Origin of the sequence: Paractinoplanes maris (genome assembly GCF_023544465.1) — a bacterium.
Taxonomy (GTDB): domain Bacteria; phylum Actinomycetota; class Actinomycetes; order Mycobacteriales; family Micromonosporaceae; genus Actinoplanes; species Actinoplanes maris.
This window is the reverse complement of sequence record NZ_JALPVL010000006.1, coordinates 379,044-391,936: the sequence shown is the minus strand read 5'-3', so window position 1 is coordinate 391,936 and position 12,893 is coordinate 379,044. Positions and strand designations below refer to the sequence as shown.

The 12,893-nt window shown below is 71.7% G+C and carries 10 protein-coding genes; 6 read left to right on the top strand and 4 right to left on the bottom strand.

Annotated features, from left to right (window positions below):
- Positions 1-32: 32 nt before the first annotated feature.
- The 3 genes from NAG42_RS19745 to NAG42_RS19735 are packed head-to-tail and all read right to left on the bottom strand — an operon-like array spanning position 33 to position 3,793.
- Positions 33-614, bottom strand: a complete 582-nt coding sequence (locus tag NAG42_RS19745) for an SMI1/KNR4 family protein (protein ID WP_250031840.1) — start codon at positions 612-614, stop codon at positions 33-35.
- 40 nt (positions 615-654) lie between these two features.
- The gene (locus tag NAG42_RS19740) at positions 655-2,994 is read right to left on the bottom strand and encodes a superantigen-like protein SSL4 (RefSeq protein ID WP_250031839.1); all 2,340 of its coding nucleotides are present in this window, start codon (positions 2,992-2,994) and stop codon (positions 655-657) included.
- 22 nt (positions 2,995-3,016) lie between these two features.
- Positions 3,017-3,793, bottom strand: a complete 777-nt coding sequence (locus NAG42_RS19735) for a deoxyribonuclease IV (protein WP_250031838.1) — start codon at positions 3,791-3,793, stop codon at positions 3,017-3,019.
- 130 nt (positions 3,794-3,923) lie between these two features.
- Between NAG42_RS19735 and NAG42_RS19730 the strand changes: the two genes are divergently transcribed.
- From NAG42_RS19730 to rplI, 5 genes are all read left to right on the top strand, one after another.
- Positions 3,924-4,916: a hypothetical protein gene (locus NAG42_RS19730; protein ID WP_250031837.1), complete on the top strand. Its 993-nt coding sequence runs from the start codon at positions 3,924-3,926 to the stop codon at positions 4,914-4,916.
- Positions 4,917-5,209: 293 nt separating this feature from the next.
- Entirely contained in the window at positions 5,210-5,500 is a 291-nt protein-coding gene (gene rpsF / locus NAG42_RS19725; protein WP_014448192.1) for a 30S ribosomal protein S6, read from the top strand.
- 112 nt (positions 5,501-5,612) lie between these two features.
- Positions 5,613-6,203 carry a single-stranded DNA-binding protein gene (locus NAG42_RS19720; protein WP_250031836.1) on the top strand — a complete coding sequence of 197 codons (591 nt, stop codon included), beginning with the start codon at positions 5,613-5,615 and terminating at the stop codon, positions 6,201-6,203.
- Positions 6,204-6,253: 50 nt separating this feature from the next.
- Positions 6,254-6,493 carry a 30S ribosomal protein S18 gene (rpsR, locus tag NAG42_RS19715; RefSeq protein WP_007073789.1) on the top strand — a complete coding sequence of 80 codons (240 nt, stop codon included), beginning with the start codon at positions 6,254-6,256 and terminating at the stop codon, positions 6,491-6,493.
- Positions 6,494-6,507: 14 nt separating this feature from the next.
- Positions 6,508-6,957, top strand: a complete 450-nt coding sequence (gene rplI, locus NAG42_RS19710) for a 50S ribosomal protein L9 (protein ID WP_250031835.1) — start codon at positions 6,508-6,510, stop codon at positions 6,955-6,957.
- 122 nt (positions 6,958-7,079) lie between these two features.
- Here rplI and NAG42_RS19705 read toward each other — a convergent pair whose 3' ends face one another.
- Positions 7,080-11,063: a hypothetical protein gene (locus NAG42_RS19705; protein WP_250031834.1), complete on the bottom strand. Its 3,984-nt coding sequence runs from the start codon at positions 11,061-11,063 to the stop codon at positions 7,080-7,082.
- Between the two features lie 397 nt (positions 11,064-11,460).
- Between NAG42_RS19705 and dnaB the strand changes: the two genes are divergently transcribed.
- A complete protein-coding gene (gene dnaB / locus NAG42_RS19700; protein ID WP_250031833.1) occupies positions 11,461-12,891 on the top strand; it encodes a replicative DNA helicase in 1,431 nt (476 codons plus the stop codon).
- Positions 12,892-12,893: the final 2 nt, after the last annotated feature.

Genomic DNA, 12,893 nt, shown 5'->3' with positions numbered 1-12,893 from the left:
GGCGGCCGGAGGCAACTCCGGCCGCCCGGCGGTCACAGCAGCCGGGCGACGCCGGCCGGTCGGCGGGCCGGGCCGTACCAGCGACTTTCCTCAGTCGAGTAGGTGTAGTCGCCGCTTTCCAGCTGTTCGGCGAAGACCGTCACCGCGGCAGTCCAGGACGGCGATTGAACGGTGTACGGATCGTCCGGCACGTCGTCCCAGCGGCGGACCTCCGAGTGGCCGGTCCGGGGTTCCCCGCACGTGACGAACAGGTAAGAGCTGTCGTAGCGCACCACCGGGAGCCACTCCGGCAGCCAGCGGACTTCGTCGTCCTCCTCGAACTCCTCGGTCAGCGTGATCAACCGCGCCCGGTACTTCAGCGCGTCCGCCAGCGACAGCAGATCCCAGGGCCCGGCCCCCAATCGAGTGCCGGGGACGTCCGGCTCCACACCGTTGTGCCAGCCCCACCACAGTCGCATCTCGACCGGCAGGACCAGGCCGCTGGACGCCTCGACAGCGTCCAGTTCCTCCGTGGTCAACCCGGCCCGCAGGTGGTCCACGATGGGCGACCGGTGACTCAGCCAAGAGGCTCGCAGCCGTTCGAACACGTCGATGTCTCGCTCCACGTCCGACATGCCTGCGATCATGGCACACCGCTTCGCACCATCGATGACCTCACCGAAGGTGGAAGACGACCGCGTCATCCAGGTCTTCGCGGCGGATACCCAGAGCGTCCACCGGAATGTCGCCGGCGCGTTCCCACGGGGTGCCGGCCGCCTCACTGCGGAGCAGCAGGACCCGGTCGATGCGAAGAGAGCGCAGGTACTCGATGCTGGCGACGTCGGGGAAAGTCCGGACCCGGGCCCGCAACTCGGCCTGGCGAGCCGCGCCGAAGCCGCCGGCGCCATTGGCCATGGGCTGGAACCGGGTGGTCGACCAGAGCATGACGGTCTGGTCGGTCAGGGCCGTGGTCGGCAAGACCAGCATCGGGCCGCTGACCGTGCGCATCGCGGCGGGCTGCGCCGGTGCCACCGGGTGCGCGGTCGCGTTCCAGCCCTCGGCCAGCACCAGCAGCAGCGGCACAAAGGTGGCCAGCCGCAACCAGGGGCCGGGCCAGGGCGGGATCCGTTGCTCGGAGAGATGCTCGGCGCGGCGGACGAATTCGGCCACCGCGCCCGCGGCCAGGATCGCCAGCAAGAGCGTGGCCCAGACCATGAGCCGGCCCGGGATGCGCAGACCCAACGACCCGGGGAGGTGGCCGAAAAGGGGGAGGTAACTCCAGCGGCCCTCGTAGAAGTTCGTGCCCAGCGTCAGGATGATCGTGACGGTCAGGGCGGCGAGCAGGAGGAGGCGCTGCCGCAGGGTCCAGATCGAGAACGCCAGGCCGGCCAGCGCGAGGGCATAGAGGACAAAACCGGGTAGCAGTCCCATCTCGGCCGGCCAGCCGAGCGACGAGCGCGGCACCTCGTGCGGGACGCCCCAGATGCGCGACTCGGCCGGGCCGATCAGCAGGCTGCGCAACGGCGGTGAGAAGAAGGCGATCTCGGTGCCGGCGGGTCCGGAGTCGGGGACCCGGAAATACGGAATGGCGTTGAGGCCGCTGAACGCGGCCAGGAAGAGGGGGCCGAACGTGTCGACGACCAGCAGGCGCGGGCCGAGGATCGGCCGCTCGGCCGGTCGGCGGAGCCAGCGGATCGGCACGCCGATGACGAGCACGACCAGGATGAGGCCGAGCACGTAGAGGAAGGGAACGCCCAGTGAATAGCCGAGGCTGATCTGCCAGGTGGCCACGAGCCAACCGGCCGCGGCCCATGCGGCGCTGCGTCGCTCGAGACGCAGGCCCCGGCGCAGCGACCAGCCGTGGCCGCGGGCCAGCATCGCCAGGGCCAGCGGGATGCCGCCGGCCGAGATGATGTCGAGGTGACCCTCCTGGGCGAGGCGCCAGGGTGCGTAGGCGAACGCGACGGCGGCCACCGCGGCGCCGGTGCGGCCGGCGCCGAGCTGCCGGACCAGGGCGTAACCGCCGATGGCGAGCAGGGCGTGGGCCAGCACGAAGAGGATGTTGTAGCGGAGCACGGCAGCCGGCGGGCCCTCGCCGATCATGCCGAACGGTGCGTAGCCGAGCAGGGAGTTGCCGAACGCGAAGCTGTCGCTCAGGGGGTAGAAGGCATTGGACTGCCAGAGGCGGGTCGGGTCGGTCAGCAGGGCGTGGCCGATCCAAGCGACCTGCCAGGCCTGGCGGGACGGGTCCCAGATGTCCTGCGGGAGCGTGTGGAGCGGGTAGCGCAGGGTGGGCCAGGTGAGCGCGGCGGCCAGGAGCAGGCCGACATAGACGACCAGCGCGTACTCGTGGATCAGCGAGCGCAGGAACCGGCGGGTGGTACGCCGGAACCAGCCGGGCGGTCGCTCGGTGGTGGCGGCGAATGCCGTCCACGGATCGGGCGGAGTGCCCGGCGGCCGCTCGGTCGGCAGGGGGTCGGCGCGCTTCGCGGTCTGCTGTGGACTCTCGATCTTGGGTAGGTCGGTCTTGGTCGAGCCCAACGCCGATGGCCCAGCTGGTGTCTGCTCGGCCTGGCCGGGCGTTGACGCCGGCGGCGTGCTCTCCTGGGCCGGGGGGCCGGCCTGAGCGGGGATGGTGGGCGACTTGCTGCCGCCCGGACCCGCAGTGGTGGTGCTCGGTGTCGCGGACGCGGGACCCCGGCGTCGGCGTAGCCAGCCCCGTCGTCGCTCAGCCTTGTCCACGAACCCGCCGGTTCCGGTCGAGGCTCCGCTCCCGGCGCTGGGGGCAGCGGGAGCAGTGCCGGCGGCGGGCGCGCTGACGCCGGCTGCCGGTGAGCTGGTCGCGACGCTGGTGCCGGTCGCTGCTGCGGTGCCGGTCGTGGTGGGCGCGGGGGTGCTGGGCCCGGTGGGGCGCTTGTCGGTTGTGCAACTCTCGCCGGGGGCAGCCGGGCGTAGCGAGTCGGCGGGACGCTGAGCCGGCGGGGCGGGGGACTGCCTCGGCTGCTCGGTGGTCATGACCCTCTCCCCGTGCGGCGTGTCACCGGCCCGTCCGCTCCCGCAGGAGCGTGATGTCGGCCGTCTGTCCTTCGGCGCCGCCCGGCGTCTCGACGACGGCCGGCGCACCGGCGGCTCGGATGGCGGCCACGATGAGCTCCGGGTCGATCTTGCCATTGCCGAGGTTGTCGTGCCTGTCCTGCCCGGAGTCGAAGCCGCCCTTGGAGTCGTTGGCGTGGACCAGGTCGATGCGCCCGGTGATCGCCTTGACCCGGTCGACGATGCCGACCAGGTCTTCCCCACCCGCGAAGGCGTGGCAGGTGTCCAGGCAGAAGCCGGCGCCGAACGAACCCACCGCCTCCCACAGCCGGGCCAGGTCGTCGAACCGGCGGGCGCACGCGTTGTCGCCGCCGGCCGTGTTCTCGATCAGGATCGGCAGCGGCAGGCCGCCGTCGGATTCCGCGTACTCGAAGGCCTTACGCCAATTCTCGAAGCCGGTCGCGATGTCGGCGCCCTGGCCGACGTGGCCGCCGTGCACGATCAGCCCCTTGGCACCCAGCTCGGCGGCGGCCTTGGCGTGTGCCATCAGCAGCTTGCGGCTGGGGATGCGAATGCGGTTGTTGGGCGAGGCGACATTCACGATGTAGGGCGCGTGGATGTAGATGTCCACCTCGGACTCTCGCAACGCCGCGGCGTCCTCGCGCGGTTTGGGCGTTTTGTAACCCTGCGGGTCGGTGAGGAAGAACTGCACCGCCTCGGCTCCGCGGGCGATGGCCTCCTCCAGCGGTGCGGCGGGATCGACATGGGCTCCGATGCGCATGGGACGAGACTACGACGCGCGTCCGACAGTTTCCGCCGCGCGTCACCGCGCCTTGCCGGGTCTCGTTAGCTCCATTGATCACATTTGACCGATACCGGCCCACGGGCCGGGGCGACGTGGGAGATGGTGCATGTCTCGGCAGGTCCGACAGCGGGTGACGGCGATCGTGCTGGGGGGTCTGGTCTTCGGTGCGCCCATGCTGGCGATCGGCTCGGCCAGCGCGCAACCGATTCCCGAGGGCACCCTTGCGGTGACCTTCTCCGGCAGTGGGATGTTCGGCATCTCCTGCAACTCGCGCCCCAGCGTGGAGTCGATGACTGTCCCGGCGCAGAGCACGATCCGGGTGGTCAACCAGACCGGATACGCGGCGGAGCTGATGCTCGGGGGCGACCGCAAGGGCACGGTGCCGAACGATGCGTCGACCGACGTGATCTTCCGCCGCGGCACGACGTCGGTGCTGCTCAAGCCGAGCTGTCCGGTGGGCGACGACGTCACCCCGGTCATGGTCACCGCCTCGCCGTCCGACGCGGCGGCGAGCCGGCCCGACCCCGATCCGGCGCCCACCGCGGACGATGCGACGCCGATGTCCCTGGCGCCGGCCGGCGACGGCGACGGCGACGGCTCGGCCGGATCGTCGGCACCGTGGGCGGCCTCGCCGGCCGAGCGTCCCACCCGGGTCAAGCCCGCGAGAAGTCGTCCCGACGCCCACCGGCAGGCCGATCGGCGTCCCCGGGGCGCGGCTCACGCGGCCACCACCGCGGCCCAGTCCCTGCCGCACAGCGCGGCCACTTCGCGTCCCGTCAAGACCAAGACCGTTCCCCGTACGCCGGCGAGCGCCGCGCCCGCCCTCGACGGCATGCCGCCCAGCGAGTCCCCGGCGCTTCTCCCGGGCGTACCGGGCCTGGATGTCGACCCGATGACGATCGACGCCGAACCGGCCGCAGCCACCCCGACCCCCACGGAGATCGCCGCGGCCGAGCCCGTGGCGACGATGGAGCCGATCCGGGAGGGCGGACCGCTGGGCCTGCTCGCCCTGACCGCGGCGGTGTGTGTGGTCGGAGTAACAGTTGCGGCAATTCGGGCATTCGTGTCGCAACGTGCAAATCGGGCCGAGATCGCTTAGTCTTTTGCCACGAGCTCCGCGGGGCGGCCGCGTCCAACCTCATCGGTGTGGTCGTTCCTCCCCAGGTCCCACCCAACGAATGCGGATCGGACGCCCCGCGGCTCCACCAGGAAGGACCCCGTCGACCGACGGGGTCCTTCTTTTTGGTCGCGCGCCGGTCATGGGTATGATTGCTCGGTTCGCAGTGCGGTTGCCGTGGGCGGGTCCCACGGTTTCTTGCTGACTGCGAGCGACACAAGACCTCCTGCCACGGAGAGACCGTGGCCGCCAAGCCCACAGGAGGTGAGAAAGTCTTGCGTCATTACGAACTCATGGTGATCCTCGACCCCTCGCTCGAGGAGCGCACCGTCGCCCCGTCGCTCGATCAGTACCTGAACGTCATCAGGACCGCGGGTGGCTCGGTGGAGAAGCTCGACGTCTGGGGCCGTCGCCGGCTCTCGTTCGAGATCAACAAGAAGGCCGAAGGCATCTACGCGGTCGTCGACCTGCAGGCGACGCCCGAGGCCGTGGCTGAGCTGGACCGTCAGCTCCGGCTCAACGAGTCCATCCTCCGCACCAAGGTCATCCGGCCCGAGACCCGCTGAGTTGCTCCAGGCGGCTTTGCCGCCCGGGCAGGGGTTAAATCCGCGGAGCCTCGTTTTTGTCAGGGGGTTCTGAGAGCCTCCAACGAACGAGCGAAGCGGCGAGGAGAAGATCATGGCAGGAGAAACCACCATCACGGTCGTCGGGAACTTGACCGACGACCCCGAGCTGCGCTTCACCCCTTCGGGTGCGGCGGTTGCCAAGTTCCGCATCGCTTCGACGCCGCGGACCTTGGACCGGCAGTCGGGCGAGTGGAAAGACGGCGAGCCACTCTTCCTCGCGTGCAACATCTGGCGTGACGCCGCCGAGCACGTCGCCGAGTCGCTTCAGCGCGGCTCACGGGTGATCGTGCAGGGCCGGTTGCGCCAGCGGTCTTACGAGACCCGCGAGGGCGAGAAGCGCACCGTCTACGAGCTCGAGGTCGACGAGATCGGCCCGTCGCTGCGGTATGCCACGGCGAAGGTGCAGCGCATGAACCGCTCCGGCGGTGGCTCGGGCGGCACTTCAGGCGGCGGCTTCGGCGCCTCCGGTGGTGGCGGTGGCGGTGGCAACCGGCAGCCCAGCGGTGGCGGCGGAGGAAGCAACAACAACTTCGACGACCCGTGGGCGACGGCGGCTCCGGCCTCCAGTGGCGGCGGCCGTTCCGGTGGCAGCACCTCCGGCGGTGGCAGCAACTCCTCGTTCGACGACGAGCCTCCCTTCTAGCCCGCTGGGTCCACCCCAGTCCGGGCTTACCGAGTTCAGGAGTAAGAGCAATGGCTAAGGCTGCGGCGCTTCGCAAGCCGAAGAAGAAGGTGAACCCGCTCGACAAGGACGGGATCACCTACATCGACTACAAGGACACCGCGCTGCTGCGGAAGTTCATCTCCGACCGGGGCAAGATCCGTGCCCGCCGGGTCACCGGGGTGACCTCCCAGCAGCAGCGTCAGATCGCCCGCGCTGTCAAGAACGCTCGTGAGATGGCGCTTCTGCCGTACACGGCGACGGCGCGCTGAGGAGGGTCACGAATATGAAGATCATCCTCACCCAGGAGGTGTCGGGCCTCGGCACCCCCGGCGATGTCGTCGAGGTCAAGAACGGCTACGGCCGTAACTACCTGCTCCCGCAGGGGTTCGCGATCCAGTGGACCAAGGGCGGGGAGAAGCAGGTCGCGGTCATCCGCCGGGCGCGTGACGCCCGGGAGATCCGTGACCTGGGCCAGGCCAACGAGGTCAAGGGCCAGCTCTCCGGTCTCAAGGTGACGCTGACCGCCCGCTCCGGCAACGGTGGCCGGCTGTTCGGCTCGATCACCTCGGCTGAGATCGTCGACGCGGTCAAGGCCGCCGGCGGTCCGTCGCTCGACCGGCGCCGCCTCGAGCTGCCCAGCCACATCAAGACCACGGGCGCCTACAACGTCCAGGTCAAGCTCCACCCCGAGGTGACCGCGACGTTCCCGGTGAACGTCGTCGCCGCCAAGTAAGACCGCCTCGCGCGTTCGGACGGCGCGTCGAGATCCACGGATCTCGGCGCGCCGTTTGTGTGTCCCGGTCCGCTCCCGGCGCCGCCTTGCGCCCGGTCGACCGGACTGGTTGGCGGGCGAGGTCAGCTGAGGCTGTTGCCGGTGATGGCCGAGGTCAGGACGGTGGCGAGTCCGCCGCCGACCACGGCGGCGGCCAGGCCGACGCTGACCGCCTTCCACGAGTGACTCACGAAGCGCAGACCGAGCGCGACGAGCACGCTGAGCACCAGTGAGATCAAGAACTGCGGGGCCGCCTTGGCCAGCGTTCCCAGAGCGTGGCCCTGTGCGCCGGAGCCGACCACCAGCATGTAGGCGACGAAGAGAACGACGGGAACGCCATACCAGATCACGGTGTAACCGACGGCGGCGAGCGGGCTGCCGGACTCCTGGTCGTCCTCCTCGTCGTCCGGATCGAGCAGATCGCTCTTCCGGCCGGTCGGATAGGCGCCGGTGACCGGCCGGCGCTCGTACGCCCCGGAGGGACCGTTCCAGCTCGCGGCGGCCCGTCGTGAGGAGGCCGGCGCACCGGCCTCGCGCGGAACCGGCGAGATCAGCGAGGTCGACGTGGTGGATAAGTTGGATTGTCCCGAGACCGCGGCTGAGCCGCTCGACCGAAAGGGCACGTAATCCGAGGTGCCGAATCGTCGGGACTCGCCTTCGGCGAGATCGGCCTGGTCGGCCAGATCGCGTCGCCAGTCGGCGCCGCCGCCGTCGCGGTAGACCGCGCTGCCGCGGGCTCGCTCGCGGCGTTCGTCGAGGTGCCACTGGGCCGGATCGGTGGGTGGCCGGGCGTCGGTCTGCTCGCCGCGTGACCACGGCGGGATGTCGTCGGGGCGTGGGCGATCGGGCGGAGCGGAATCGGGTCGCCACGATTCGGGGTTCACCGGCTCCGCGGCGTACGCGCTCGGGTCGGGGGCGCCGCGCCGGGAGGTCGGTTCATCGTCCCCGGCGCGCCGGCGGCCGGAGCGAGGCGGCTGCTCCTGCGGGTTGTATTGCGGGACGCCGCTGGCCGGCCCCGGGACCGATGCGGCGCCCGCATAGCCGGAGGTGCCACGCGGAGCGCTGACCGGAGCGGACCCGGAATAGTTGAGCGGACCGCCGGGCACGCCGGTCGGAGCCTCGGCGCCGTAGCCGGGGGCGCTGCGCGGGGCGCTCGGCAGGGCGGGCTGACCGCTGTATGCCGTGCCGCTGCGCGGTGCGTTGCCGGGCTCGTCACGATAGCCGCGCCGCGGTGGGGGGCTGTCGTCGCCGTACGGGTTGCGGGCGGGGCCCGAGCTGGTGGGTGCGCTGCCGTAGCCGCGGGGCTGGTCGTACGGGACCGAGCTTGCGGGCGCGGCGCCGTAGCCGTAAGGGTCGCGGGCGGGGACTGAGCTCGTCGGTGTGGTGCCGGTGCCGTATGGGTCTCGGGCGGGGACTGAGCTCGTGGGTGTGGCGCTGTAACCGCGGGGCTCGTCGTACGGGTCGCGGGCCGGCCCGGAGCTGGTGGGTGTGGCGCCGTAGTTGCGGCGCTCGCCGTAGGGGCCGGCGTCGGCGGGTGTGGCGCCGTAGCCGTACGGGTCGCGGGCCGGCACGGAGCTCGTCGGTGCGGCGCCGTAATTGCGGGGCTCGCCGTATGGGTCGGGGGTGGCGCCGTAGCTGCGGGGCTCGCCGTAGCCCTGCGGCTCGCGGGTGGGCACGGAGCTGGTGGGCGTGGCGCCGTAACCGGGAGAGTCGCCGGTGGCCGGCGTGGCGCCGTAGGCACGGGGCTGGTCGTACGGGTCGCGCGCCGGCACCGAGCTGGATGGTGTGGTGCTGTAGCCGCGGGGCTCGCCGTACGGGTCGCGGGCGGGCAGCGCGCTGGTGGGCGCGGCGCCGTAGGGGTCGCGGTCGGTGACCGGACCCGTGGGCGCGGCGCCGTACGGGTCGCGGGCGGGGATTGAGCTGGTGGGGGCCGGGCCACCGCCCCAGGGAGCCGCGCTGCGCGGTGTCGGACCCGGGGGCAAGGGCTGTGGAGGCGTGGTGCGCCAGCCGGTGGGCTGTTGCTGCTCCGGTTGGCGGGGGCCGGTTTCGGGATCGGCGGCGAGCGGCGGTGGCGGCAGCGCGCGCGGGCCCGCGCCCATCGCCTCGCGGCGGTCGGCCTCGCGGCGCCACGCGAGGATGCGCGGGTCGTCCTCGGAACGGCTCCACTGGCCGGTGTCGGGGTCACGGACCCAGCTGCTGGTGTCGGGCTCCGCCTCCCAGGAACCGGTCTGCTCCCGCCAGTCGCTGCCACCCGCGTTGTATCGGGCGCGCCCCTTGGGCGGCCCGCTGCGGGGCGCGGAGGACGGCGGCGACGTCGGCATAGGGACAGCACTGCGGGGCGCCGAGGCGGGCGGCCGGGCGCTCCGGGCGGCTGAGGGCGGCGGTGCGCTGCGTGGTGCCGCAGTGGGCGGTGGGGCGCTGCGCGGAGCGGCGGTCGGCGGTGCGGCGCTGCTGCGCGGCGCCGAGGTGGGCGGTGGAGCCGGCATCGGGATGGCGCTGCGCTGGGCGACGGACGGCTGCGGGGCCGGCATCGGGACGGCGCTGAAGGTGGCCGTCTCGTCGGCCTCGGAACGGGCGCGGCGGGGTGCGCGCGGCTCGGGCGGCGAAAAGGAACCGGTGTCGGCGCGGCGGGGAGAGTCCGGCTCCTCGGCGCGGCGGGGAGCGTCCGGCTCGTCGGCGTAGCGGCGGGCATCCGGCTCGTCGGCGTAGCGGTGACCGCGACGGCCGCGGCCGCCCGGCGCCTCGTCGGCGTAACGGGGGGCTTCGTCGGCGTAGCGGGGCGGCTCGTCCTGAGGGGTGTAGCGCGAGCGCGGGGTCTCGTCGTAGCCGCCGGGTGGGAGAGCGCGGGCGCCGGAGGTGTCGTCGCGGCGGGGCGGGCGCCGGGGTGGCTCGTACGGCGTCGCGGGCGGCATCTCGTAGCCGGGACCATCCGGGTAGGCCCCGGGCGCCTGACGGGCGCTCTCGTCGCGGCGGTTGACGTTGCGGGAGCCGAAGCCGGTGCCCCAGGTCGACGAGGGCTGGGCGGGCGTGTCCCCGTACAGCTGGATGCCACCCGTGTCGGTGTGCCGGGCCCAGCTGTCGGTGTTCTCACCGTTCTCCGGGTCGGAGCGTGCGCCGGACCAACCCGTACCGCCGGAAGGAGCGGAACCAGGCTCGGGAGCGCGACGGCGCCCCACCGAGGGTGACCCACCGCCGGCGTCGCGTCGCCATGCGGCGCGGTCGTCCTCGCGGACCAGGTGACGGCCGTCGTCGCGCGGCTCCTCCGAGCGCAGCCAGGTCGAGCTGGAGTCGGCGGGGGCGGCCGAGCGCTGGTCGGTGAGATCCGTCCAGGTCGCCGAGCCCTCGATGGCGTCCCGCTGCCAGGACGGGCGGGAATTCCAGGACTGCTGCTGACCGGGCTCGACCAGCTGCTGCCACGACGGGGAGCTCTCGGCGGGAGTGCGCGGCGACGGCTGCTGCCAGCTCGGAACGGCCGACTCGCCCGACCGGCCGGACGCCGTGCCCGCCTGCTGCCGGCTCGGCGTCTCGGGCTCGGTGAACTGCTGCCAGGCCGGGCGGGTCTCCTCCTCGGGCTGCTCGGACCACGCCGTGTCGGACAGCGCCGGCTGGGACATCGGGGTCTCGGCCACCGCGGGGTAGGAGCTGTTGCCGTCGGTCTGCCACGCCTCGGTGGTCGACCGCCAGACGTGGGTGCCGGTGGTGGAGCGCCACTCGGTGGTCTGCCGCCAGCGGGCGCCGGTCGCGCGCCACTCGGCCGTCTCGGTGCGCCAGCCGACACCGTCGGCCGGGAACGTGGGCCGGCCGGTGGAAGCCGCGTCGGACCAGCGACTGGCCGGCTCGACGGACTGGTGCGGGTCGGACTCGGCCTGCTGGGCCCACGCGTCGGCCCGGCGCTGCCAGTCGAGCGCCTCGGCGCTGGGCCGCAGGCTGCCGGTGTCGGTCAGAGAGGAACGATTCTCCTCAGGATCGGCGAAATCGGGCGCATCCGAGACACGGGGGGACCAGGTGTCGGCGGCGCGTCGCTCTCGCGACATGCGGGCGCCGTAGTCCCACTCCCGTTGGTCCACGTGGAAAGCGTGCCTTCCGCGCGTCCGAACCGCAACGCCTCCGCGCGACGGCTTGCTCACGCGAGGCACCTTTTCGCACTTGTGCAGGAGTTTTTCTGCCCTCCACAGGCGCGGACTGCGTAATGCCTGCTCGGGAAGGTTGAGGCGGACCGTCCCCAGGAGTTTTACACAGGCTGTGCACAGGGCTGCCCACAGGAACGGGCGGGATGTCCACAGGTTGTCCCGAGGCTCGTCCACCGGTGCGGTTGGGCAGGTCGCGGCCAGGTTCGTACAGTGGTGCCGCCGCCAGGCGCGGGCTTGATCGGGAGTTTTTCCTGATCATGGCGGGGATCAGCCGAAAGTGTCATACCCAAGCTGTTTGATCAGGGCATGCACGACGGCGAGCGGAGGAGGTCCGGTGTCGATCACCGACGAGACACGGCCACCGGCCAAACCTTCCGGCGGGGGACCGTCGGGTGGCGGGCCCGGGGGCGGTGGGCCGTCCGGGGGCGGCGGCTCCTTCGACAAGTCCCCGCCGCAGGATGTGGCCGCTGAGCAGGGCGTGCTCGGCGGCATGCTGCTCTCCAAGGACGCGATCGCCGACGTCGTCGAGATTCTGAAGACGCACGACTTCTACCGCCCGGTCCACAGCACGATCTACGACGTCATCCTCGATCTGTACGGGCGTGGTGAGCCGGCCGACGCGCTGACCGTGGCCGCCGCCCTGGCCGACTCCGGTGATCTGCAACGCATCGGCGGCGTGCCCTACGTGCACACCCTGATCGAAAGCGTGCCCACCGCGGCCAACGCGTCCTACTACGCGCGCATCGTCAGCGAGCGGGCCATCCTCCGCCGCCTCGTCGAGGCCGGCACCAAGATCGTCCAGCTCGGCTACGGGGCGAACGGCAACGGCGGTCGTGACGTCGACGACATCGTCGACCTCGCCCAGCAGGCCATCTACGACGTCACCGAGAAGCGGGTGAGCGAAGACTTCGCCGCCCTGGGTGACATGCTGCAGCCCACCCTCGACGAGATCGAAGCGGTCGGTGCCTCCGGCGGCATGATGACCGGCGTGCCGACCGGCTTCTCCGACCTCGACCGGCTGCTGAACGGATTGCACGCCGGCCAGCTGATCATCGTGGCCGGGCGCCCCGGTCTCGGTAAGTCGACCGTGAGCATGGACTTCGCCCGCAACGCGGCGATCCGGGCCAACTGTGCCAGTGCCATCTTCTCGCTCGAAATGAGCAAGATCGAGATGGTCATGCGCCTGCTCTCGGCCGAGGCTCGGGTGCCGCTGCACGTGCTGCGCTCCGGCCAGCTGACCGACGACGACTGGAGCAAGCTGGCCCGGCGCATGGGCGAGATCAGCGAGTCCCCGATCTTCGTCGACGACACCCCGAACATGAACCTGATGGAGATCCGGGCCAAGGCGCGCCGCCTCAAGCAGCGCCACAACCTCAAGCTCCTGGTGATCGACTATCTCCAGCTGATGTCCTCGCCGAAAAAGACCGAGAGCCGGCAGCAGGAGGTCTCCGAGCTGTCCCGTGGTCTCAAGCTGCTGGCCAAGGAGATCGAGTGCCCGGTGATCGCGGTGTCCCAGCTGAACCGTGGTCCCGAGCAGCGCACCGACAAGCGGCCACAGCTGTCCGATCTGCGTGAGTCCGGCTCGATCGAGCAGGACGCCGACGTGGTCATCCTGCTGCACCGAGACGACTACTACGACAAGGAGTCGCCGCGCGCGGGCGAGGCCGACTTCATCATCGCCAAACACCGCAACGGCCCCACCGACACGGTGACGGTGGCGGCCCAGCTGCACCTGTCCCGCTTCGTCGACATGGCCATCGTCTGACG

Bases quoted from the DNA above. Each gene is read 5' to 3' on its own strand.
- rpsR (WP_007073789.1), top strand. From the start codon at position 6,254: ATGGCTAAGGCTGCGGCGCTTCGCAAGCCGAAGAAGAAGGTGAACCCG.
- NAG42_RS19720 (WP_250031836.1), top strand. From the start codon at position 5,613: ATGGCAGGAGAAACCACCATCACGGTCGTCGGGAACTTGACCGACGAC.
- NAG42_RS19745 (WP_250031840.1), bottom strand. From the start codon at position 614: ATGTCGGACGTGGAGCGAGACATCGACGTGTTCGAACGGCTGCGAGCC.
- NAG42_RS19735 (WP_250031838.1), bottom strand. From the start codon at position 3,793: ATGCGCATCGGAGCCCATGTCGATCCCGCCGCACCGCTGGAGGAGGCC.
- NAG42_RS19730 (WP_250031837.1), top strand. From the start codon at position 3,924: ATGTCTCGGCAGGTCCGACAGCGGGTGACGGCGATCGTGCTGGGGGGT.
- NAG42_RS19740 (WP_250031839.1), bottom strand. From the start codon at position 2,994: ATGACCACCGAGCAGCCGAGGCAGTCCCCCGCCCCGCCGGCTCAGCGT.
- rplI (WP_250031835.1), top strand. From the start codon at position 6,508: ATGAAGATCATCCTCACCCAGGAGGTGTCGGGCCTCGGCACCCCCGGC.